General features: G+C 44.6%; 12 protein-coding genes and 1 other RNA gene. 6 read left to right on the top strand and 7 right to left on the bottom strand.

The annotated features are described in order from the left end of the window. Window position 1: 1 nt before the first annotated feature. The 5 genes from BUC30_RS14245 to BUC30_RS14265 form a co-directional block, all read right to left on the bottom strand. The gene (locus BUC30_RS14245) at window positions 2-2317 is read right to left on the bottom strand and encodes a hypothetical protein (RefSeq protein WP_073442907.1); all 2316 of its coding nucleotides are present in this window, start codon (window positions 2315-2317) and stop codon (window positions 2-4) included. Then, window positions 2314-3660 carry a FecR family protein gene (locus tag BUC30_RS14250; protein ID WP_073442909.1) on the bottom strand — a complete coding sequence of 449 codons (1347 nt, stop codon included), beginning with the start codon at window positions 3658-3660 and terminating at the stop codon, window positions 2314-2316. The genes BUC30_RS14245 and BUC30_RS14250 overlap by 4 nt, the downstream gene beginning before the upstream one ends. 88 nt (window positions 3661-3748) lie before the next feature. Next, entirely contained in the window at window positions 3749-4075 is a 327-nt protein-coding gene (locus BUC30_RS14255; RefSeq protein ID WP_073442911.1) for an SUI1 family translation initiation factor, read from the bottom strand. Window positions 4076-4148: 73 nt separating this feature from the next. Beyond that, a complete protein-coding gene (locus BUC30_RS14260) occupies window positions 4149-12752 on the bottom strand; it encodes a cadherin repeat domain-containing protein (RefSeq protein ID WP_073442913.1) in 8604 nt (2867 codons plus the stop codon). Between the two features lie 285 nt (window positions 12753-13037). Then, window positions 13038-18773: a cadherin domain-containing protein gene (locus BUC30_RS14265; RefSeq protein WP_073442915.1), complete on the bottom strand. Its 5736-nt coding sequence runs from the start codon at window positions 18771-18773 to the stop codon at window positions 13038-13040. Between the two features lie 225 nt (window positions 18774-18998). Here BUC30_RS14265 and ffs point away from each other — a divergent pair. Further along, window positions 18999-19095, top strand: an RNA gene (ffs, locus tag BUC30_RS14270) — signal recognition particle sRNA small type. Window positions 19096-19167: 72 nt separating this feature from the next. Further along, on the top strand, window positions 19168-19791 hold the full coding sequence (locus BUC30_RS14275; protein WP_073442918.1) for a histidine phosphatase family protein: 624 nt from the start codon (window positions 19168-19170) through the stop codon (window positions 19789-19791). A gap of 107 nt (window positions 19792-19898) precedes the next feature. Here BUC30_RS14275 and BUC30_RS14280 read toward each other — a convergent pair whose 3' ends face one another. Further along, complete coding sequence (locus tag BUC30_RS14280; RefSeq protein ID WP_073442920.1) at window positions 19899-20972, bottom strand: DUF5683 domain-containing protein; 1074 nt, start codon at window positions 20970-20972, stop codon at window positions 19899-19901. A 291-nt stretch (window positions 20973-21263) separates the two neighbouring features. Between BUC30_RS14280 and BUC30_RS14285 the strand changes: the two genes are divergently transcribed. The 3 genes from BUC30_RS14285 to BUC30_RS14295 all read left to right on the top strand — a co-directional run bounded on the left by BUC30_RS14285 (window position 21264) and on the right by BUC30_RS14295 (window position 23862). Continuing rightward, window positions 21264-21794, top strand: coding sequence for a CinA family protein (locus tag BUC30_RS14285; RefSeq protein WP_073442922.1), 531 nt, complete (start codon window positions 21264-21266; stop codon window positions 21792-21794). Between the two features lie 41 nt (window positions 21795-21835). Further along, a complete protein-coding gene (recA, locus tag BUC30_RS14290; RefSeq protein WP_073442924.1) occupies window positions 21836-22936 on the top strand; it encodes a recombinase RecA in 1101 nt (366 codons plus the stop codon). Between the two features lie 248 nt (window positions 22937-23184). Beyond that, the gene (locus BUC30_RS14295) at window positions 23185-23862 is read left to right on the top strand and encodes a hypothetical protein (RefSeq protein WP_073442926.1); all 678 of its coding nucleotides are present in this window, start codon (window positions 23185-23187) and stop codon (window positions 23860-23862) included. Here BUC30_RS14295 and BUC30_RS14300 read toward each other — a convergent pair. Beyond that, window positions 23782-24768, bottom strand: a complete 987-nt coding sequence (locus tag BUC30_RS14300; RefSeq protein ID WP_073442928.1) for a hypothetical protein — start codon at window positions 24766-24768, stop codon at window positions 23782-23784. The genes BUC30_RS14295 and BUC30_RS14300 overlap by 81 nt on opposite strands. Before the next feature lie 80 nt (window positions 24769-24848). On the opposite strand from BUC30_RS14300, the gene BUC30_RS14305 reads away from it, so the two are divergent. Next, window positions 24849-25292 carry a hypothetical protein gene (locus tag BUC30_RS14305; protein ID WP_073442930.1) on the top strand — a complete coding sequence of 148 codons (444 nt, stop codon included), beginning with the start codon at window positions 24849-24851 and terminating at the stop codon, window positions 25290-25292. The last annotated feature ends 205 nt before the right edge of the window (window positions 25293-25497 follow it).

A 25497-nucleotide genomic window follows, 5' to 3' on the forward strand; every position in this document is an offset into this window, starting at 1 on the left:
ACTAGAAATCGTAATTAACGGATACGCTTCCGTAAATATCTCGGTAATCTTCAGATTCGCTATCAGGACGGTAGTTGACGAAAGTTCCCAACATGAATTCGGTTCCAAGTCTTTCCGTAAACTGGAACTTCAAACCAGCCGAGAAATCCAAATCCATTTCCATCTCGTCAACATCCTTGCCATCTTCTTTGCGGCTCATGAAATTCTGGCGAACTTTTCCGTGCAACATGAGATCCAAGAATCCGGGCTTTAACCTGAAAGAAGCATTATCCAAGAGCGTCCATTCAAATTCACCCATATCATTACGATTATAAGTCCTGAATCTCGGCGTCAAGGCAACCGTATTGCGAAGCCTGTCAAGCGTCGTCGTAAGAGAAATCGGATAGCGGGCATCCAAGTAATCGCCACCATGGAAATAGTAACCAAGGAGTCCATAAGTTTCGTCAGAGAAATCAAAACCATTGAGCAAGTCTCTCTCATTGAATCTCGACATATCAGTACGATAAGTCCAGACACCGCCAATCTTCAATACATTTTTAGGGAACTTGAATGTAGCCGTAAGTTCAACAGTATGTTTAGCCAAACGTTCTTCAAACTGCGAGGCTAAATATTCCTCACCCTGCAAAGCGGCATACTTTGCCCAACGAGCAGAGTCAATCTGGATTGTGTCTTTGCCCGTATCCACATCGATTGTCGGCTTTCCCTTCTGAGCGTCAAACCAGGAATCCGAATAAATTCCCGAATTAGCAAAGAAATTGCCGCGAAGTCTCCGCGGGGTACTACGAGTGCGATAATTAAGAGCATAACGAGCAGTGACCTCGATAGAATCACGAACCTTAAAGGTATTCTTCAATTTAAAATCATGAATGTAAAGCGTTCTCGGAACATCCCGTTCATGCTTTTCGAGCCAATCATCATCGGCACCAGGCAAAAGCCCAAGCTTAGAGCCTTCGGCAAAACCGAATACGTTATAAGCATCTCCATGCCCCGAAGCATTTTCAATATTCAATTCGTAACCAAAGTTCAACTTCCAGAAATCCTTAATTGTCTGGTCGAGCTTGAACCCTAACTGGCGAGAATTCTGCAACAAGTCCGGAGAGCCCGCACTGTAATAGTTGCGCCCCACAAAACGGAAGTAGGCGTCAATCATCGTCGATTTTTTCTTCCAGTTGTAAGAACCCGAAAGAGCGAGATTCTGAGCCGTCCAATCCGTCGGATCATCATTGTTTTCATTGCGATGTTTCTTCAAAGCCTCTTGTGCAACACTTAATACGCGAAGGAGTTCTTTACGCATGTCGTCAACACTCATCTCGGTATTGTCGCCAAAGATAAGTTCCAATTCATCGCGGTTCATGCGGTTTACCTGCGAAGTATTGTTCATCAAGCGGCGCAACTGAGCAAATCGAGAAACATCCAACCCAGCCTTTTCAAAAACAGAGTTCACAGCCCGGTGAGCAATGACATTCACGGTATCGGTACCGCCAAAGCCCAATTGGACATTATACTTTCCGCGACCGCCAAGAACAGCACCGTTCACTTCTCCAAAGAAAGTCCTCGAAGAGAACATCGGATTGGAAAGATTTACATCACGAGAAAATCCATCACGAAAATACGGATCTTCCAAGTAATCCTTGCTGCCAATAAAACCGATCGTAGCATCAAAATCCTTCGTTGCATTCCAAAGGAGTTTTCCGCCAATCAACATTTTTTGAGCTTCGACTTCATCAAGCTCGGTATACTTGTTGTACTGATCTGGGTCTTTTTCGCCGGGCAGTTTAGGCGCTTGGTTTTCTCCGCCAAATACGCTGAACACAAGCAACGGATTTTTAGAATTATCCGGATTCAACTTAAAATCATAACTAGCACCGAATAAATCAATACTCGCCAAATACAAGTCACCGCCCAAAACAAACTGGTCGCCCAAAACCAATTTTTGATGGCGATCTTCGTACAAAGCCTGTACAAACCTCGGATTAAAACGATTCCATTTATCGCTAGATGCATCTAAAGCAAATTCAATTTTTTGTCCTGAAGCGGATTCCATCTGGACAAATGCATTCCATGCCCCAAAGATACCAGGCACCTGGAAATAATTTCGGTACTTTTGGCCCGGATAAATAGAATCATTGCCACTGAAAAAAACTGAATCAGTTTCATTCTTACCCGTTACCACAGAATGGTAACCAAATTCAGCACCAACAGATCCGGTTACAGACCAAGAAGATTTTGACTGAGGTGCTTCAGCGGAATCCACAACGGACTGCGCAAAAGCAGGAATTGCAACAAAAGAAGCTAAAACGAGTTGCCTAGAAATCATTTTTCAACCTCATAAACCTTAGTGGTTTTGACAACATAACCGCTCTTGTGAATTGCTTCGATAACAAAGCGGTTCATGTGGCCGCGTTTCAGCTCAACAGGAATCTGGTAATCAAGATTCTGGATTTGGGACAAAGTTTCCTTCAGAATAACCGTTCCGTCCTGACGCACCAAGACTCTATTCAAGAAGTTCGGATCGTTTTCAGGAATACGAATCTGGAATTGCAAAGTCTCCATAATGACATCTTCAACTCCCGGAGGCGGAGGCGGAATCTGCAAGTGCTCATGTGGAAGACCAAAGACCTTAATAGAGAAGGGCTTTAAAGGATAGCAGCCAAGCGTTTGCTGGACACTGCTACGGCCAGCACTGTTTTCTACAACAAATTCATATTCATGAACGCCACTCTGCAATTTCAAGCGCTTTGAGGAACTATTTTTCACGTTGACTTCAGATATCGGAGTTCCGTCCATGAGCGTCTGCACGATCGTTTCTGTATCCTTCGGAACATCCGTTATAGAAACATTTGCAACACAACGCAAGGAGTCGTAACCGGTATAGCTAATTCGAGGAGCCTTTAACGAACTTACCTCTTCGGCTTTTTGAGTCGTATCTACAGCGACTTGCGTTTCCTGTTCAGCCGCTTTTTTCTCAGCAAGCTTTTCTTGGAACGCCTGGTCTGCAGCAATGGCAGCAGCTGCCAGTTCATCGATAGACTTTGTCGTATCCGCAAGGAGATCAATCAATTTTTTCGCAAACTCCATATCGCCCGAAGACTTGAGCTTTAGGATAATAAATTTTTCCCTGCCAATTACAGTTTCACCTTGGCTAATAGCAAGGGAATCTTGACCTGTTGGGAAAATGGCTAGTTTACCGGATTCCAAGCTAGCCATGAACGAAAGGGAGTCACCACCGATAAAGCCATTCGTACCACGGATTGAAGCTGCAGCCGTCCCCGTACTGAAGTCCACCTTATTGTGTTTATTCTTTTCGACATTGAAACCAATATATCCCTTCTGGATATGAGGCTTAGTGATGTAGAAACCGTCTGCATTCTTTTCTACAAGGGAATCCAAAAAAACAACCGAATTTTCAGCTATCTTGATACTGCTGTTATCGCCATTCAACTGCAACTCAACACCGCCACCATCAGAAGTCTTAAAGCAGGTCTTAGGATCAACACTGCCAAGAGTCACAACTTTCCATGTAGCATCATCTGCACAGCTACCCTTACTCTTTTCGGCAGTAGGTTCGACATGGCGAACATGTCCAGCTTTAGCAGCCAAGGCGTTCGAAGGAACGATTAAAGCAAGCAGCAAACTCAACAAAGACAGATGCTTAAACATAAGACCTCTTTACTTATTTTCTTACAATAAATTTACTTTTTTTGCAAAATTTTTGGGCAAGAATTTGCAAAAGATAATGCAAAACACACTAGCCGCCCGCAAGCTTAACTGTAAAGCCTTTTTTTTCGAGTTCAGCTTTTAGCACGTTACGCTTGTCGCCCTGGATTTCAATATTGAAATCCTTGACAGAACCGCCAACACCGCACTTCTGCTTCAACACACGGGCTAAATCCTTAAGCTCGTCTTCTTCCATCGGCACGCCCGAAACAACACTAGCCATTTTGCCACCGCCAAGACGCTTCAGCGTAATGCGGACGACACCATCCCCTTGCGGGCGGACAACCTTTGGCTTTTCTTCCTTGATTCGACCGACACCACTTGCAAACACCAATGTAGAACGTTCTTCGACACCCATGTGATAACCTCTTTTTTGCCAAAAAATAGAAATCCCGGTCGAAGGACCGGGATTTGAATCTAAGCTTTATGCCTTACTTCTTCTTCGAGGAAGACTTCTTGGAAGAAGACTTGGAGCCCTTTTCGTTTCCGCGAAGCACCGGACGACGATAACCAAAGCGCTTCAGCATTTCGTCGCTAGACTTCAGCACATCGCCAACCTTGGACTTTTCTGTAATCGGCGGAACCACGCAACGCTGCTGAGAACGGAGATCGACCTTGGTCTTTACGATGTACGGACCCGTACCGTAGAGACGTCCAGACTTGTCTCTCAATTCACCATTGATATCCGGCTTCATTTCGAAGAAGAACTTCACGAGACCAGCCTTATCGACATAATCCGGATCATCCACTTCGTAATCAAACTGGTACTTATCGACAAACACACCACCCGTCGTGTAGAACCAGAGCGTTACACGAGCCGTTGTTGCGTAAAGTCTTGCCTTGCTGTAGTCCTTGCCCAGTTCTTCCTGGAATTCAGAAGAGCAGTACTTTTCAACGTATTCGTTTACAGAGATCTTTTCACTACCATCGGCATCAACACCATCCACAGCAATCATATTGCCGTTGATAATGATATCGTCCAAAGTAGCGAGACCGCCCACAGCGCTTACAATCGGCAACTTCATGTCAATCGTAACCGTCGGACCGATATGACCATCGTAACCCGGATACGGTTCATCACCAGAACCCTTCTTAACTTCATCGACATTGCCCTTAACAACTTCCTTTTCCTTCTGAGTCTTCGGGTTCAGGATGCTAACAGCATATCTCTGATCTTCATCAGGCGGATTCGATTCATAGTACTTGTTCACAGAATCAATCGAAACGATAACCATCGGCTTTTCAAGGTTGATATTGACATCCTTAGCCTTCTTCATCATCACGTTGATTTCTGCGATAGTTTCGTTACCGGCCTTATCGCGATAGATACGCTTAATCGTGTTTACGCCTCTTTCAAGACTCTGGAAGTTCAAAGTATCTTGCTTGACGCAATTCTTTTCGTCGCCGTCAATAGCAATGCACCAGTCCACATCGACAAAGTTTGCAAAGACAACTTCGCCATCACTCGGAGAGAGGATCTTGACAATCGGAGCAAGCTTATCGAGCACCATGAAGACCGACTTTTCAGCAGTATTGCCGTACTTGTTGGTAAAGGTGTAAGTCACAAGATAGCCTCTATCACCTTCGTCATTTGCTACGACCTTGCCCTTTTCGTCAATGACGTAAGAAACTATCGTCTTGTTACCTTCTTCACCCTTTGCATCATAGGTGACGGTAAAGGCGCCCACACCGGTCTTCAGGTCAACTTCGTCCTTATCCTTAGAATCACTCTTGCTAGAAGAGCTCTTCGGAGTTTCGACCATCAAGTTACCTTCGGAGTCTGCATAAAGGATCTTGCCCGTTTCAGCATCAGCCTTGTAAGAAACAGTGACCTTCTTGCCCTTGACTTCAACCTCGGTAGACACTTCAATGACTTCGGTCATCGTCTTCTTGCCATCTTCATCAAAGACAGCCGTCTTGACGATTTCGCCATCTTCGTCAACATAGTAAGAAACCGTAACCGTATCGCCATTCACGACCTTGTCGTAAGAAACCTTGGTCTTGTCGCCAATCGGCTTTTCATAGACATCGGACTTCGGATTCTTTTCCAGTTTAATTTCGGACTTGGAGATATCCACCATATCCTTCACAGTGGTGCTCGACACGGCAACCGTATCCAAGACAACATCGACCTTGAAGGATTCAGAATACCCAGAAACCGTATCCTTCACAGAAACCTTGACATCCTTATTCTTGTTGTTCACGTAAATAGAAGAGTCCTTCTTATCGACGTTTTCAACAATCGTATAGATGTTCTCTGCAGTAACCTTGGTCTTAGAAGCATCGATATCGACAATCGGAGCAGCGGTGCTATAGCACACTTCAATCGTATCGGCACCTGCAACATCCTTATTCGGAGCCTTATAAGACTTGATAATGTACTGGCAGCCTTCCTTCAAGGAATCCAGACTGGACATCGTCTTGCCATCCTGCTTCCATTCCACAGAGATGACATCCTTGTTCGTGTAAATCGTTTCATCCTTCTTCGGATTCAGGTAGACAGAATTGCCGGTTTCAGCACGTGTAATTTCAACATCGGACTTTTCAATGACATTGCCGACATTGACCGTGATATCCGTCGTATCTTCGAATTCACCATCCGTCACACGAACCGTAATGACATAAGACTTTTCATCTTCATAATCAAGTTCACCCTTCAAGACGATGTCACCATTCGGCTTGACTTCGAACTTTTCATTTTCTTCGACAGGATAGAACTTCAAGTCACTGTATTTCGGATTCTTCGTATCCGGATCCTTAGCCTCGACAGGACCTTTCTTGGTACCCGGCTTAGAATCTTCAGGGAACGTGAATTCCTGCGGTTCAATCTTCGGAGCTTCGTTCTCATCGATAACCTTGATGACAATATCGCCATCGGATTCAAGGCCATCTTCATCCCTGACAGTTACCGTGATTGTGAATTCCTGCATCTTTTCGTAGTCGATATCGGCGCCTTCCTTAACTCGGATTTCGCCATTCGGCTTGACAATCACATACGGGCTTTCTTCGGCAAGTTCAAACAGCAGCTTGTCGTTGCCATCCGGGTCACTCGATTCAACAACCCCGATAAGGACGTCAGGATCAGAGTTTTCCTTGACTTCGAATTCCTTACTTGTGATTTCCGGAACTTCAGGCAAATCCTTAAGCGTAATCTGAATCGTCGTCGTCGTGGTAAGCTTCGGATACGCCGTCTTGACATCCTTATCAGACAGAGCGACTTCAAGTTCGAATGTATGGTTCTTTTCTTCTTCGTAGTCGAAATTACGCTTAGTAATAATCTTACCATCTTCAGTAATATCGAAGAGTTCCGTATCGCCGCCAATAGCGGTAAACTTGTTCTGAGTAAATACCTTGGAAGTATCGACATCATCAGAATAGAGTCGACCGATTACATAATCCTTGCCCTTATTTTCATAGAACGAGAACGTTGCATTACCCGAAATAATCGGCATTTCGTTCACATCAATGAGATTGATGGTTTTGGTAACATGAGCGGTCAGCTTATCTGCATCCATCACATTCACATTGATAGAATGAGTATGAGCGATCGATTCGTAATTCAAGCGTTTAACATCATTTACAATAAGGCAAAGTTCGTACTTGGAGCCGTTCTTCTTGATTTTTGCATCAAACAGACGGTCTGCATCCGTGTCACCATTGTCCGTCACATAAGGAACGAGAGTTGCAACTTGACCTTCGTCTTCATCCCTGACTTCGTAGCAAGCGATTTCCGTATCCTTAATCGGTTCTTCAACGGTGTTTTCCTTAACATCATAGCTCTTCTTGCCATCATCAATAATTTCCGGACCATCCGGGTCGTCAATAATCATGATGGTAACAAGAGTCGTTGCACTATAATTCTCAAAGCCCTTGTCTTTACCATTATCCGTGGCTGTAGCCCAAACTTGATACTGCTTCTGCGTTTCATAGTTCAAAGACTTAGAAGACAAGTAAATATTGCCCTCTTCATCAATATCAAAGATGGAAGCGTCTCCAGAGTTAGCTTCATAATCCGTAAGCGCATAGTGGAGAACAGCCCAGTGGTCCTGGTCATCAGCAACAACGGAACCGACAAATTCGCCCTTAGGTGCTTTTTCATGAATTTCGAAGACATATTCCTTTTCTTCGTAAGTCGGAGCGTCGTTCACATCGTTGATGATGATTTTAACGTCAACACCATCAGAAAGTGTCGGATCAGAACCATCCTTTACCACGAGATGAACGGTATATTCACTCTGTCCTTCAAAGTCCAAAATACTGTCTTTAGCGACCTTAATGACACCGTCAACATACGTAAATGCCTTGTAATCATTGGGGGCTACGTCAGAGGCTGTAATAGTATACGTCGGCTTTTTGCAGGTTGCAGCAAACGAAGCCTTGCAGTCATCGTCCGTAGCCAAGATTTCGCCGACCTTAGTACCCTTCAAAGTATTTTCATCAACCGTCAAAGTCGGAATATCCGTGAACTTAGGTCCTTCAGAAACATCCGTGACATTGACCGTTACAGGAACCTTCTTTGTGAAATCCTTATCCTTAACGACCACTTCAAAGCTGTATTGACGCTTGGTTTCGTAATCAAACTTTGCGTTATTGACCGTAAAGATTTCGCCAGAACGTTCGTCAATATCAAACAGAGCGGCTTCTTCACCCTTAAGCGAGAAAGACAACGTGTTAAACTTGGTATTGTACTTATCCGGGTCAGTAGCTTCAGCAACGCCCAGCGAAGTCGTCTCAGTCGTATTTTCAGCAATGCTAAAGGTATAAGAAGTCTTAGTAAATGCAGGTTCTTCGTTCACGTCAATCACGCGAATTTTCGTATCCTGAGAAGTCTTATTACCTTCGGTATCTTCAACCGTCAAAGTAATATTGAATACAGCATCCTTTTCGACTTTCTTGTAGAGTTCTTCGTAATCCAAGTCATCAGCGGTCTGAATCACAAACGTGCTCAAGAGCGTTTCTGCATCAGTCTTACCCACCTGAACGACTTTGAAAAGTTTTGCAGCATCAAGAGCCGCTGTTGCATCATTATCAGTAATGGTGACTTTGAGCTTATTCACATCAGCCGCGTCTTCATCATAGATAACAATATTACCACCATCCAAAACCGTCGGGACGCTAACATTTTCTTCAACTTCATAGGGGTTAGTCAACACTTCGAACTTAGACGGTCTATTCACATCCGTAACAACGATGGTCATTTCGGCTGTGGCGGATTGAGAAGGCACACCAGCAATCAACGGACGGTCCATTACCTTGACAATGAACTTGTACTCGCTTTGCTTTGTATGGTTCAATTCCTTACCAACGGCAACAGAAATCTTACCCGTGTTAGGATCAATATCAAATGGGAAATCTGTACTTCCGTCAACTGGGAGAACTTCTTCAACCTTATAAGTCAACTTATTGTAACCATATTCATGCAACCCATTCTTGCAAGAATACGTGCTATTTACAGAGCAGAAATCCGGATCAGAAGCTTCAATTTGACCAATAGAACCGTCCTTGCTGGTAGCCGTTTCAGGAACCTTAATCGGGTCCGTATTTTCAATCGTCGGCTTTTCGTTAACATCCGTCACGACAATAGTTCTATTGATATTAACCACAACAGGAGCACCATACTTATCCGTTCCCGTAGCAACAATGGCAACAGTATATGTATTTTTGGGGTACAAAGCTTCAAAATCAAGCTTTGAACCATCTTCTACGGTAATAAAACCCAAACGGGCATCAATATGGAACAGCCCCGCAGCATTGGCACTAGCCGCATCATCAATGTCATAGGTAGGCTTACCAACAATAGTACTTAACTGCTGTCTTACATTTTCATCATCAATTTCCGCAAAATTATCAACTTCGGTACCTGTTCCTGTATTTTCAGGAACGACAGCCGAACCTTCTGTATTCACAATAATCTTGGGTTCTTCGATATCGTTAATCGTTACGGTAATTTCGGCGTCATCAGAGAATTGACCATCAGAAACAGTCACCAAGAACTTGAATGAATGTTTACCAGTTTCGTAATCAAAATCGTCTGTAGTGTACAAGCTCCCATCGTACGGATTTACACCGAACTTTTTGGCATCAGTAGCCATAGTTCCGGAATTGTTTTTAGAAATTGCAAATGTGAAATCTCTAAATGCAGGATTATAAATATCCAAATCCTCAGCAGTTACCTTTGCAACAACTTTGCAGTCGCCATCAGCGTTATACGTCGCGCAAACCGGGCTACCAACCGGAGAATGTTCATTCAAGACAAAAGCGGCATCATTTGCAGTAAGCTTTTCATTCACATCCTGAATAGCAATCTTGGTCGAAACAGATACAGCCGGATTAGCATTATCCTTAATGGTAATGGTCACAGGATAAGTAGTCTTATTAGAAGCATTGTAGAGGGCTTCGTAATCGAGCAAGGCCTGATTCTTGACACGAATTGCCACTTCCCTATCGCCGCCATTAGCATCAACTTCCACAACTTCAAAGATATCCGCCAAAGTCTTGTTCTTTAAAGTTGTCGTAGCGCCAGCGGCACCCGTAATAGCACCAGTCAATGTATACTTCAGAGTTTCAAGTTTTCCAGAAATTTTATCATAATCCTTGACAACAAAGGTTCCCAAAGTAGTACCCTTTGCAGAATTTTCCTTTATGGAATATTCCTTCTTTACATCAGGAGGTGGAGGCGGTTCATTCACATCCGTAATGTTCACTGTAATGTTTGCCGAAGCGGAACCACCATTGCCATCCGTCACAGTTACCTTAAAGGTGTAGTAAGTCTTTTTTTCGTAATCGAGTGCGCTACCATCCGTAACAATGAGCTGGTTCGTTCCCTTCTTGAAACCAAACGGAACATCTGACGGTGCTGTAAACGTCAAATTATCACCATCATCATCCGTTGCAACTACAGTTCCCTTGGGAACAAGCGTACCACTCGGCCAATCAGAGCCATCGGTATTCTTTTCAGGAATCGAGAACGTCTGAGCGGCAATAACCGGATCATCATTTTCGTTGTTGATTGTGATTGTAATTGTGAATTGATCAGAAGTCAAAGGACCTGCAATCTTCGTCTTTTCAGTTCCGGCATCATCCTTAACCGTAGCCTTGATGACAAACTTACTTTCGGTTTTTGCATTGAACGTAACATTGCCATTTACCTTCACCGTACCATTAGATGTCACAACAAACCTAGAGTCTCCGGAAACCTTCGTAAAGACATAGGTATCCACATCTATTTCGTTAGACTTATCCTTCGGAGTAACCGTTCCTACGATAGCATCCTTGGTCGGATGTTCTGCGACAGAGAAATTGAAATTATTGGCAGAAGGTTTATCGTTTACTGGAATGACATTAATCGTAGCCTTATACTCGATAGATGTATTGTCACCCACTCCATCGCCAACAACTTTATATTTGAAAGTCGTATAATTATCGCCAAAGTCATCAGCAGCAGGCTGATAAACAAGCTTGGCAAAATCAGCCACAGCAACTGCCTGCCCAGCTTTAACCGCGGTACCATTAAGAGTAATAGTACCCTTTGTCGAAGGCGGAACGCTCGTGAAAATAACGGATGCAAATTTTTGTGTAGTATGCTGGAACTTGAATTCAGCTGCAGTGAACTGATGCTTGGAATCTTCATTGACGTTAATAACAAGCTCGCTAGAGACAGTCGGAGCCGCATCATTACTTTCAATGTAGATTTTGTAACCCTTATTGGCTTCATAATCCGAATTCGTCTCCGCACCCTTAAGGTCACTGATTTGGAACCAAAGCTGTTCATCATCTTCGACAAGACCATCAACCAAAGGCTTGATATTTATTCCCGTGGCACTCGTTTTTCCAGCAGGAATTGTTGCTTTGGTTGTGGATGTTCCACAAATCGGGAGATTTTTAGTATCAACATCCTTATGCCCAGCAAAAACACCATCAACGCCATCTGCAGATTGGAAATAGAAGCAATAATTAAACGTCACATCATTTTTAGAAGTTTCACTGAGCACAACATCCAAAGAAACATTATCGCCTTCTTTAATCTTTTTAGACTTGTTTCCTATGAAAAGTTCAATCTTCGGGTCAAACTTTTTAAAGACAAAAGTTTCTGCTTTAATTTCGTTACCAACTTCAATTTTATTAGCAATAAACTGTCCCGCAAAAATCATATTGCGTCCCAGTTTTATAGTTCCCTTACTAACAATTGTACCCATTATAGGCACATTATCTGTATTATCAAAGTTGACATCACCTTTAGAATATATCAGCAAGTTGCCATCGTATTCATCCAGCTTTAAGTCACCTTTTCCCTGATAAGCCACAACAATTTCAGGATGAGTTCCAAAACTAATGCTATTTACAAAAATACGTGTAGGCTGCCCCTCTGCAGGCATCTGAACAACCAATCGGCTATCATTTTCAAAAGAAATCTTATCAAAGAAGATATCACAAATTTGATTATCATCGCAATAAGAACTCACATTAAGAACAGTTCTAGGACGACTAACCTGATACGTCCCCGACAACGTTGCACCAGTCAATCCAGGAACACTCAAATTTGGACGAACTTCAGGAACGTTAGCGCAAGCACCCGATGAAGCTCTATTTGCACCCTGGCATATGGTACCTCTAGACCTAGCACTACCTATGCCACCCGTAGTACGAATAGGACCAGTCAAAAGATATGCCCTACGGCTTTCCGCATAATCACTCGGAACAGTTACTGCACCACCAACAATAACAGGACCATCAAACCACCCAACTTCATCTGTTGTCAAATCGCCCTTAGCGGTACCAACCCAACCAAGCGTATCGGGGTCAACACCTGTGTAGCCGCTAAAATCATTTTCATTCTTACGATCGTAGAACCTAGAATCATAAAATTCAGGTCTATTACGGGTATCAATACCAGTAGTTCCCCAAAGTTTAAAGTTGGAGAGGTAATTCCAGTCATCGGCACTAATATCTAACGGACCAACCTCAGCAAATGCAGAAGAGAATGCTCCGGCCAAGACCAGGGCTGCAGCTTTAAGACTTAATTTGCCAAACCACATAATATCCTTATGCTCCTTTTGCTACGACAAAATCCACTCCAGAAATTTGTCACAGTTTCTTTCCCAAATCATCCAAACACTTTTACTATGAAATATAGTAACGAGGTTCACGAAAGCAATGTGAAATCTTGTAAAAATGTAAGAAAAAAATACCATTTCCGCCGTTTTTGAGCTACTATTCTGCAAAAAGCGTATCATGCGTATTATATGAATGGTCAAAAAAACACCCCCGGCAAGAGAACCGGGGGTGACAGTCAAACTTCAATTTATTAACAATCGTTTCAACTATTTATTAACGGGACGTCTGTAACCGAACGACTTGAGAAGTTCATCGCTGGACTTGATAACGGCGTTCTTCTTCTTGTTAGAACTATCCTCGTCAGGACTCGTCGGGAGATCGCAACGGAGCTTCGACGTCATCTTGACTTCGGTCTTGAAGAGGTAGGCGCCCGTACCATAGAGACGTCCATCCTTAGTCCTCACATCACCATTTTCATCGGGTTTCATTTCGAAGTAGAACTTCAAAAGACCAGCATCGTTCACATAATCCGGATCGTCAAGGTCGTAATCGAAGCTGTAGTAATCCGCAAACACACCCGTGTTCGAGTACACCCAGATCTTAACCTTGAGCGTCGTCCAGTAGAGGTTCATCTTGCTATAGTCCGAAGTCATGGACTTCTTAAATTCATCCGTGCAATACTTCTCAACGTATTCTTCGACAGAAACCTTTCTACTGTTGGCTGCATCCACACCGTCCAGAGCAATCATACCGCCATTGATGACGATATCGTCCAGCGTTGCCAGTCCACCCACAGCACTTACGACAGGCACACGAGCGTCGACTGCCAGAGTCGGTCCGAGGTGACCATCAAAGCCAGGATACGGAACGTCACCAGAGCCATCCTTAGCCTTGCCGTCGATACCCACAAGAGCTTCGGTTTCCTCACCCTTCTTGTAGTTATAGAATGTCACACCGTAGTTCTGGTCTTTCTTGGGCGGATTTTCCTTGTAGTACTTTTCAACAGAATCACGGCTGACAAGCGTTACCGGCTTTTCAACGTCAATATTGATGTTCTTGACGTTTTTGACCATGACATGAACAGAATCACGAGATTCGTTACCCGCCTTGTCACGGAACACGCGGATAATCGTATTCACACCATTGTCAAGGCCCTGAACATTAAGCGTATCTTGCTCGATGCCATTGACCGTCCACTTGACATTTGCAAAATTCGATGTAAGGATTTGATCTTCGGTCGGAGACTCGATCTTTACGACAGGTCCCTTCTGGTCAAGAACAATGAATACATCCTTCGTCGAAGAATTGCCGTAGATGTTCACATAGGTGTAGCTGACGTTATAGCCAATGTTACCTTCGTTGTTCTTAGCAATCTTGCCCTTCTCATCCAGGAAGTACGAGACCTCAACAGTATTGCCCTTCTTATCTTCATAGGTATAAGATACTTTGTACGAACCAGTAACATCTTCGCCATCAGCAGAAAGCACAGATTCACTATCCGTGAGACCCGTATTCAGAGTCACGCGTTCACCAGTAGAGGCATCTGCATAGTACGAGATTGTAACGTCCTTGCCATCAATCTTCGTCGTATAAGAGACTTCGATAACGGCAATTTCCTTCGTCTTACCCGAAGAAGTGATTACAGATTTCTTGACATCCTTACCATTCTTATCCGTGTAGTAAGAGACCGTCACATTAACGCCGTTAACCGTTTCGGTATAAGAGTTCTTGTAGTAATCGCCATTTTCAGGAACAGAAGTGATTCCCGAAGCAGGATCCTTTTTACGGGCAACTTCAGTATCAGCAATCTTTTGCACATTCTTGAATTCCTTAGACGAAACAGAAACCGTATCGAGGCTTACGTTCACAACAAACGACTTAGACACATTGGCAGCCGTATCCTTGACCGTCACCTTGATATCGTTCTTCTTCTCGTTCACATAGACGGCGCTATCATTCTTTGTAGCCTTTTCGACAACGGTATAAATGTTATCTGCAGTAACATCTTCACCATTGGCGGAAACCGTTACAATCGGAGCAGCGGTGCTGTAGCAAACTTCAACCGTGTCTGCACCCGGGTCGTTCTTGGTCGGGTCCTTGTACGTCTTGATAATGAGGTGGCAACCTTCTTGAACCGTATCGACACTAGAGGCAAACTTGCCATCCCTCGTCCATTCGACATTCAGAATGGAATCGTTCACATAAATTGTAGTCGGCTTGAGGTAGACAGAATCCTTATTCTCGACACGAGTGATTTCGACGACAGACTTTTCATAGACGTCTTTAACCTTGACCACGACCTTCTTCGTCGAAGTCAGAGTCTTGTCGTCCTTGTCCGTCACGCGAACCATAATCGTATAGACGGAATCCACTTCGTAATCGACGGGCTTCAGGAGAATGACATCGCCATTAGACTTAACAAAGACGACATCGTTCTTGTCCGTATTTTCATAGACGTTGTTGCGGAAATCAGCATTCTTGGTATCTGGGTCATCCTTGTCCGTCTTAACAGTGCTGAACGGTTCCTTAATGACCTGGTCTTCGGACACGTAGATTGTATCAACCACAACAGACGGGGCTTCATTGACGTCAATGACTTTGATAGTCACAGTCGTATCGGAGTATCCGCCTTCAGTATCCTTGACGCGAACTCTTACAGAATAAGATTCTGTCGTTTCATAATCCAGCGGAGATGCTACAGAGAAGGTTCCCGTCTTGGAATTCAGCTTGAATTCCTTGGTGGCACTTACTTCTTTGGAACCATCGAGGATGTAGAATTTAAGGTCACCGTTAGCGCCTTCGACATTATCCACTTCAAGAGACTTCTTGAAAGACGTACCGACAGAATCCGATTCCGGAACAGTATATACAAGTTCCGTAAATTCGTAAACGTTCGTGAGTTCAACTGTAATCGTACCCGTAGCGACAAGGTCAGCCCTTTCCGAAGCATCCTGGATAATTACGGTCAACTCGTATGTCTTGGATTCAGTTTCGTAGTCAAACTTGCGAGTCGTTGTCAGAACACCCGTTTCCGGATTCAGATTGAAGCCCAATTCATCGCATTCGAGACACTCAAATTTGTTGTTGCGGAACTTCGATGCCGTATCAAGGTCATCAAAGGTAAGCGTACCAATTTCGTATCCCTTCTTATTTTCCGGGAAAGTCAACGTCTTGGTCGGCTCGACAAAAATCGGCTTTTCATTCAAGTCGTTAAGCTTGATGACAACCGTTGCCGTATCCGTCTGCACGATTTGATTCTTTTTGGACTTGTCTTCATCAGAAGCCACGACCTTCATTTCGTAGGTGCTCTTGGTTTCATAATCAAGCGCAGCACCCGTTGCCACAGTAATCACACCCGTGCTCGGGTCAATTTCAAACGATCCAGTTTCATCCAACAGCTTGTATGTAATCACGGCACCCGTCTGAGTTGTCGTGGCATTAATGGCATTATCCATATCGACTTCGGTGCCCGCGATGGAATTTTCATCTACGGTTCCATTGTAAGCCTTATAGTCAAACTTCGGACCGTCATCAACATCCGTTACAACGATGGTAAATTCCATATCGTCATAAAGATCCGGATACACAAGTTTGCCATTATCATCAACCGTTGCATCGCGAACGCGCAACGTAATGGTGTAGGAGTTCTTCGTTTCGTAATCGAGAACAACACCTTTTTTCGGATAAATATAGCCAGCAGGGGTCACATCGAAATAATCGGTATCACCATTAATGGCGATAACCTCGTTGTTTGTAAACAAGCCGTCTGTATTGTGGATGTCCGTATCAGCAAACTTGACAGCATCAGTCGAGAACGGTTGATCTTCAGCAATCTTAATTTCTTTTTTGTCGGTAGCCTTATAGGTAAAGTAAGGCGTTTCGTTGACATCGGTAATGCTAATCTTGAACACACGGCTATCGCAAAGCATTGCGCTATATCCCGTAGCCTTTTCATCGCAGACTTCGACTTCGATATTGTACTTTGTTCCAGCGTCTATCCAAGTTTCGTAATCAAACGGATCTACACCGGCTTTCATGGTCACTACACCAGAAGACGGATCTATCTCGAACAAGTCCTCAGCAGTACCGCCAACAATTTCAAACTTGAATCCATCATTTTCTTCGTCGGAAGCCTTGATCTTGCCCGCTCTAGCCTTCGTTGCATTTTCAGGAACAGCGAGATTGAGCTTGTCCAAATCGACAAACTTAGGAGGCTTGTTATCGGAATCCATAATCTTGACCAAGAGACCGCCATCGAACTTATTACCAGAAATGACGGCACCGTTCAAGTTCATGATTTTGAACAACATGTATTCATCATCTTCGATTTTATCATCTTCAATGACTTTGAGATAAGCGGAGTATTTCGGCACCGTCGGGCGACGCTGACCTTTCTTGATGACAATATGTCTCGATTCGCCCTTGCTGCAAAGCGGCATCACATGTTCATCATCACTTTCACCCAAATCAGCAGGTTCAGCAAAAGTACCTGTAGAGCTCTTGTACCTATCATACTTACCGCCAGTCGTATCCGCATCAATGCCGAAGAAGGCGAAACAGTAGTCAAAAGAAACTTCGGTATGGGCAGTATCGGTCAAGTAGAACTGCATGTCATACCAAGTCTTATCATCTTCCTTGAAGACGTTCTTGACAAAGACGTCAGTCTTGATTTCGGGAGAGTTGAACGGAACGTAATGGAACTTACCATCAAAACGAGATTCAAACCAAAGAGTTTTACCCGCAATCAACTGACCAGCTACACTGATATGGTCAAAAATCGTAAATCTACCCGTTGTAACATAGGTTCCTTGGTAATCCGATTCCTTATTCGAATTCATAGGATCCCACGTAATATCCGCATTCGTAAAGAACATCAAATTGCCGGCATAATTAGTATCAGCAACAACAGTTATATTAGCTTCATCAAAATTCCATTGATTGGCTTCTGAATTCCACGTAGCATCGCTACCAACATAAGCCACTTGAATCTTAGTATCATTCGCCGAACTTTCGATATTAACACCCTTTTGTGTGAAAATACGGGTCAAGCGTCCAGTAGTCTTTCTATCGGCATTTTGCGTTGTCGACGGCATCAAAATGTAAAGTTTCTTTCCAAAATTACCTGCAAAGTGAATATTCTCTACATACTTATCAAACCAAGTATGTTCATTCTTGATATCCTCAGCAGTAATAGGAGGAATATGAATATACTGAACTTCACCATAGTAACTAGACTTCAAATCAACAGCCGGTTCCCATGTAATTCCGGATTCATCGAATTTTGGCACAGAAAGATTCTTTTCTGGTTTAGGAACATCTGAGGGGCAGTTTTCATAAGATCCATCAAGATTCAAGTTAGACAAGCCTTCAAACAGACCGAGATTCGGATCGCTATAATCTTTATCCCAATCCGCGTAAATATGTCCACCCGTTTTGTGAATATTTTCAATAAACTTATTCACGGCATCAGAAGCTTGACCATAGGGGTTTGTGTGGCGATCAGGAGCATCAAAATAGACATTACCCTCAAAGCAATAATCGCCTTCATAGCTTGTATTTTCTGCATTATACGAAGCAGCGAGAACAAGCCAATTTGCATGAACCGGTCCTTTTATCAAATGATCATTACTAACACTTGAGCCAGGATAGCTAAACTGCAAATCACCGCCAGAAACAATCGGACCACCTAGCGTATGTTTACCGTTATTGAATATAACTTTGTTATTAGCGGTACCAGTATAGCCACTCGGTTCTTCAATTTTAAAGTCCTCTTTATTGAAGACAACAGAATCAGTGCCCCAGAGCTTATACTTCATAAGCTCATTCCAGAGTTTCTGCCCCTGTTCTTCGTCATCTACGCCGACAAACTTTAGCGGCTCCAACTTGATGACAACACGTTCAACGGCGGGTTCTTCTTCTGCTGCCGAAGAGTAGACCGCCAACCCTAGTACGGCCGAAACAGTACTCAAAACTGTTCTCAAAATTAAATTTCCTTTTTTCATAACAGACCCCTACAAAAAAAGTCTACTACCTCAAACACCTAATACTGAATATAGTAACAAATATTTAACAGTAAAACATTAGTTACGAAGAAAAGTACAAAAATCGGGGTAATTTCGACCACTTTTTGAGAGTTATCACACAGAGTTTGTATTATATGGGGTGATTCGTTTCATAAACAACATAAAACCCTTGAAAAAAAAGCGTTTTGATTCTATATTTCGGAGTCCTAGGCCCTGCGCAATGATTATTTGCGGGCAACTCGCCAGGGCGAAAGCAGCAACGGACTTGCGGATCTTTATGTGCTCAGGTAGCCTAGGATTTTTTTATATTGCGCCCGGCAAGGGCGTTTTTTTTTGCCCTAAACCCCACGACCTATCACCTAAGAGCCTATCTATGATTCTTTGGACGATTCGACATACTAAGCCATACAACCCGAAAGATGTTTGCTACGGAAGACTGGACTTTGACGTCTCCCCCACGTTCGAAGAAGAATCGGACAAGGCCCTCAAAGCCTTGGTTGAAGCTAAAGCTAAGCCGACCCGTCTTTTTTCGAGTCCGCTTATCCGCTGCACCAAGTTTGCAGACAAAGCATCCAAGTTGTTAGAACTCCCTGTCGAAAAAGAACCCGCTATCATCGAGCTCAATTTCGGAACATGGGAAGGTCAAAAGCTGACTGCAGTCCCCCGTTCAGAGATGCACGCCTGGACGAGCAACCTCCGTGGATACAGATTCCCCGAGGGCGAAAATTTTTATGACATCGACAAGCGTGCAGGAAAGTTCCTGGACTCACTCCCAGACGATGGAGAATTCCTGTGCATCACGCACGCAGGCGTAATCGCCTCTTTGCAGCATTCTCGCTGCGGACTGCCAGACGAGGTCTTCGTTGAGGGGATGTTTACGTACGCCATGGTAACACGTTTTGAATTTACTCGTAATGCTGAGGGAATGTACCACGGAACGTTTACGAAGATTCACGACGGCATTCCAATGCCCTCGCTCAAGATGGAAAAGGCGTAGGCAAGACTTAACTGAATCCTTCGCTTCGCTCAGGATGACGAGAATCATGCAGGAATATGGCGCCCCCGGAACAGTGTCCGGGGTGACAATGTGAGACTAAAGATGCGTTAGAAGTCGAGAGTCATGACGGCTTGGGCGCCGCCTTCAAAATTCGGAAGAAGAGCCATGTGCAAGGGGCTGTCGAAATCGCTCAGAAGCGCATCAACAGCGGCATCGGCGATAGAGTACAAGTAAATTAACGCACCACCCCAAATATACGTATTGCGGTTCTTTCGATAGTACGTCACACGTTCTTTGATGCGGTCATATTCTTCAGATGACGTATTTTCCCTTTCAATCAAGTGCTTACGATCAAGGTAATAATTGACCATGTTCTGCGAAGTGGCAACACTCGCCACAGCGCCAAGAATGCCCATATAGACTAGACCCGCCTTACCAAAATCGCGATTAAAAATCTGTCCGCCACCGGGCAACAGCGCCCACAGCATCGCAGTCTTCATATCACGATATTCCGTGCTTCGATGGTTGTTGTTGAACCAAATTCCAAACGTATCAAACATGCCGTAAAGGTGTATGCCGATAAGCCATGCGACTTCTGCCTTACGTACATCCTCCTGTTCCATTTTTTTGTCACTCTGGGCACGCACGCGCTCGAGGAATTCCACACGCTTTCCATGATAATACTGAATACTATCGCGAGGACCATTCAAAAGCCGAGACGAGAAATAAAGAACTGAATCCTGGAAGGGACGGGCACGATCTAAAAGACGATCTTTTTGATAAGACCTGTTGAAGAAAACGTCATAAATCAGCAAACCCTCGATGCCCGTCAAGAACCCGCCACGGACGTAATGTTCCGTGTAATATTGACCACCACCGGGAAGAAGGCTGAAAAGCATCGCGTACTTGAGAGAATTGCGCTTTGTCGGGATGTCCCATTCATTCACGGGAAGCGTATCAATAGCTTCAATCCCCGTCTTGCCCCTTAAAAGCGGAGTCGTAGAGACTTCAAAATCAGCTTCGGCAGGAGCTTCCGTAGGCTCCTCGTCTTCGGATTCATCGTCATCATCGGCCGCAGATGTTTCGACATTACCACCAGCAGATACAGCAGCACGCCCCTGAGCCGTATCGGGGGCAACAGAGGGCGCTACAGCCTGAGCAAAAAGCGAGGCACAAAGCATAAAAAGCGCCATTATGGTGGTTTTTAAAGTCATTGACGGCGAATATAGAAAAAGTTTATACGAGCGGCGCCAGAGCCTGGAGTTGCAAGAGCTTGAATTTATTTAATTTTTGCGGCAAATGGAGATTCCCTCCCCATACGCGGATCATGCTCACATAAGTGCTAAAGCACTAAGTGATCAAAGAGCTCGGAGGCGGGAATGACAAAGCGAAATGCAGGAATAACATTTTTTAAGGAATTCATCAAATTGTCTGTTTTTGACATTTAATGTTTTTAACTTATGGGTGTAACGATGAACGAGATAATCAATATCAAACACGAAATTCACGAACTAGCCATGAAAATCAAGGAAGAACTGATCAAGCGCGGTGAGATGATGGCAACGGCGGAATCCTGCACGGGCGGGCTTATCGCATCGAGCATTGTCAACGAAGCGGGCTCTTCTGCGATTTTGAAGGGTGGAATCGTCGCCTACCAAAACGAAGTCAAGCACGACTTGCTGGGTGTGGACGAGGAAATCTTGGCAAAATACGGTGCAGTCAGCGAACAGACCGTTAAAGCCATGGCAGAAGGCGCTCGCCAAAAATTCCACTGCGAATGGGCGGTCGCCACTTCGGGAATCGCGGGACCCACCGGAGCAGAACCGGGAAAACCCGTCGGTACGGTTTGGATGTGTGTCGCCAATAGTTTGCAAAATGAAGCTTTTTGCGAAATTTTTGCAGGAAACCGTGAACAAATCCGTGAAAAAAGCGTGTATATGATAATGAGCAAGCTTCTTTTTTTACTGAATGGTCAAAAAAGCACTTGCACAAAAGTTCACTAATTAGTATATTAACAGAAAAAAGATAAAAAACGGAGTCCTATATGGCTAAGAAAACAACAACACCCACCAGCAACCTTTCCAGCGAAAAAGCCAAAGCAGTCGAAGCGGCAATTGCCCAAATCGAAAAGAATTATGGTAAAGGTTCTATCATGGCCCTCGGTCAACAGCCAGTCGAAGATATCCCGGTCATTCCGACGGGATGCATCCAGCTCGACATGGCTCTCGGCGTAGGCGGATTTCCCCGCGGACGTATCATCGAAATTTATGGACCGGAATCTTCCGGTAAAACAACTCTCGCATTGCATGCGATTGCCGAAGCCCAGAAGCTTGGTGGCGTTGCTGCATTCATCGATGCTGAACACGCATTTGACGCGGTCTACGCCCGCAAGCTCGGTGTCGATATCGAATCGCTCCTCGTGTCCCAGCCGGACACCGGTGAACAGGCTCTCGACATTGCCGAAACGCTCGTGCGTTCTGGCGCTATCGACATCATCGTCGTGGACTCCGTTGCAGCTCTTGTACCGCAGGCAGAAATTAACGGCGAAATGGGCGACAACCACGTCGGTCTCCAGGCTCGTCTCATGTCCCAGGCACTCCGCAAGCTTACCGGCATTCTCTCCAAGTCGAACACCTGCATGCTCTTTATCAACCAGCTCCGTATGAAGATCGGTGTGATGTTCGGCAACCCGGAAACGACCACCGGTGGTAACGCGCTCAAGTTCTACGCTACGCAGCGTATCGACATCCGCCGTATCGCCGCTATCAAGAACGGTGAAGAAGTCATCGGGAACCGCACCCGCGTAAAGATTGTGAAGAACAAGGTCGCCGCTCCGTTTACCCAGTGCGAATTCGACATTCTCTACGGTGTGGGTATATCTCGCGAAGCCTCCATTCTCGACCTCGCCTGCGAACTGGACATCATCCAGAAGAGTGGTTCCTGGTTTAGCTACAACAACGAACGCATCGGTCAGGGTCGTGAAAATACACGCCTGTTCTTGAAGGACAACGTAGACCTCTGCAACGAAATCGAACAGAAGATTCGTGAAAGCATGAAGGACGTGGAACTCTTCAAGCTCGGTGAAAACGATGCCGTCGATCTTGGCGACGACGGAGAAGGCGAAGCGATCCAAGAAGATGCTTAACAAGGAGATGCCCGCTCGGTGGCGGGCATGACAAAGAACATTTTCTTCCTGAAAAACACAAACCTCGACCTTTCCTTTTAGCCATTGGGATGGGTCGGGGTTTTCTTTTATACAAAAATTTATCTATATTCGATTTTATGATTAGAGGCATAAAATTAACAGCTTTCGCCATTTGTATTTCAGCCGTAGCAACAATGGCCAACAGCAGCTTGCAAAAAGTTTGCCCACACCTCTTAACGAATTCAGCCATGATTATCAATGTCGAAGGGAAATTCGTAAACGAGGAAAAAAACAAGACTAACATCAAAATCGAATGGAGACATCACAACGATGCTCTCGACACATTCTTTGTAAATCCCAGCGGCAGCCGCCCGTTCAATTACATTACAGCCGGCAAATTTCGCTACATGGAATTCGAAGGAGGAAAAATCAAACGACAGCTGGGTCTCCATCATCTCCGAGAAAACATCGGCAATACACCGCTCAAGCTTGACGATTTGGAACTTTTGGCAAACGGTTATTTCAAGTGCCCTGACTCTACAAAACTGGAGCAAAATCCCAATGTATTTTCAACGGCAGTTTCGAATACCTGGTGGAGTCTAGTCGTTGACACCCTCCCCAATCCAGAAAAAGCCGTAATGCGCGGAGCCCCGAAGAAACCCCGCTATTTTTCTATCACGAACTGGAAGTCCTTTGCGGGCGACATGCTCCCGACCTTGGCAAGCATGTCTAGCGAAGATTACAGCGGAAGCCTTTGGATTCGATCCGCCTACCCTGCCCAGGCTCTAGAAATGGACCCAGTGCAAAAACCTGTCAAACCAAAGATTTTGCTCCCGGTGCCTAAGTTATTTGGAAAAATTGCTGTGGAAGGGGAACGAAAAATACCCCTTATACTCAAGCTGAATCAAAAGCTGCTGAGCGAATGAACCATTGTAAAAGCGCTTTTTATCGCGGCTCCAGCCACCAAATTTGACAATAAAATTACGTAATCCCTCATTCCATGTGAAATGAGTTCCAAGAAGCACCATTCGGTAGCTCAAGGATTCTTTTTTTACGCTACCACCACTGCGTAAAAGTCCCGTTTTGATATAACAGCCTTCGTAAAGGATGGATATAAAATCTGATACCGGGAAGCGTCCAAAGCTCTGAAATTCAACAATGTAGTCGCGGCTGAACACTGGAATATTGCGTTCGTAATCGTAGCTTTTACCTTCGAAATCTGTGCTAATATCGGTCAACACATAATGAGCGCCAAGCCCGATAACGCCTCCATGGGGTAAGTAGTAGCTAAAATCAACGCTCATGTCAAAAAGCTGTGCGTAGTCAAAATCGGACGAATCCGACTTGCCTACATGATCGAAGATGTAATCGGAATTCCAGGTCTCTGCGATATGCCCCTTCCCCTTGACATCGGCATTCACCATTTCGAGATTGGACTTGAAATAAAAATAGCTTTCGTAGGCAAAACCAAATTCAATTTGCGGGTTTATCTGGAACGGCCTAAGTCCAAGCCCTGCACGGAATCCACCGTAAAACGGAGAAAGCTCAATAGAGGCGTCCATCTTGAGGTACGACGAAGCAAGACCAATAGATTCACCGTAATTCAAGGGCTGCAAGGGTTCAAGCCACGTGTATTGCATACCGACATTTGCCTGCGGCACCCACTGTCCCCAGACAATCGGAGAATTCGCCATGCCTCCCCAAGACAAATTCGGACCATACCGCAATCCGACCAAACTAGACTGGTCCACCCAGACAGCACCAAAGCTCAAGGCGCCCAAAAACGCAACATTAAGTAAAATAATTTTAAACAAAGCGTTAATCTTATTCATTTCAGTGTAAAATCTAAAAATTATTTAGCTACTCGCGCAATAAATTCTTATTTTGTGGTCATCAAATACAAGGAGATCCAATGAAATTTTCACATCTGTGCGCTATATCCTTCGGTGCACTCATGCTCTTTGGATGTACGAACAGCAAGTATTCGTCGCCTGTGCTGATTGAACGCGGCGTCGGCCAAAACGAATACGAACGCGAGTACTTCATTTCCAAGGAAAGCATGGGCATCGACAAGCACTTGCAGAACACATTCAAGCAGGGGTACATCGAAGAAGGCATGACGACCGACATGGTGAACCTCCTGTGGGGACCTCCCGACCACGAAACTGCTGATGGCATGGTCTGGGAATACTTCACTCGTGAAGGTAAACTCATCACACGTCTCTTCTGGAAGTATCCGGAACAGGCTCGTCTGAAGGGTTACGAAGGCGAAAAGGTTCTCGACAAGATCGAAGGCGACCGCTATGGTGGATCTCCTCCGCCGTCTTCTAGCCGTTCGAGCACGTACGATCACTAGTGTTTGACGTTGGTCAATAGTCAGTAGTCATTAGTTTATATTGGCGGTAAAGCCGCAACAGTTATACTAACAACCAATAACTAATGACTATGAACTAAAAAAGCACTGCTCCCCTTGGTTGAACCGCCGAGGGGCTTTTTTTATGCAAATTACAAGAGTCTATGCGAGCAAACACTCGTCAAAACTCAAAAATTTTCTACATTTA

The sequence above is a fragment of the Fibrobacter sp. UWB7 genome, from assembly GCF_900142945.1.
GTDB lineage: Bacteria > Fibrobacterota > Fibrobacteria > Fibrobacterales > Fibrobacteraceae > Fibrobacter.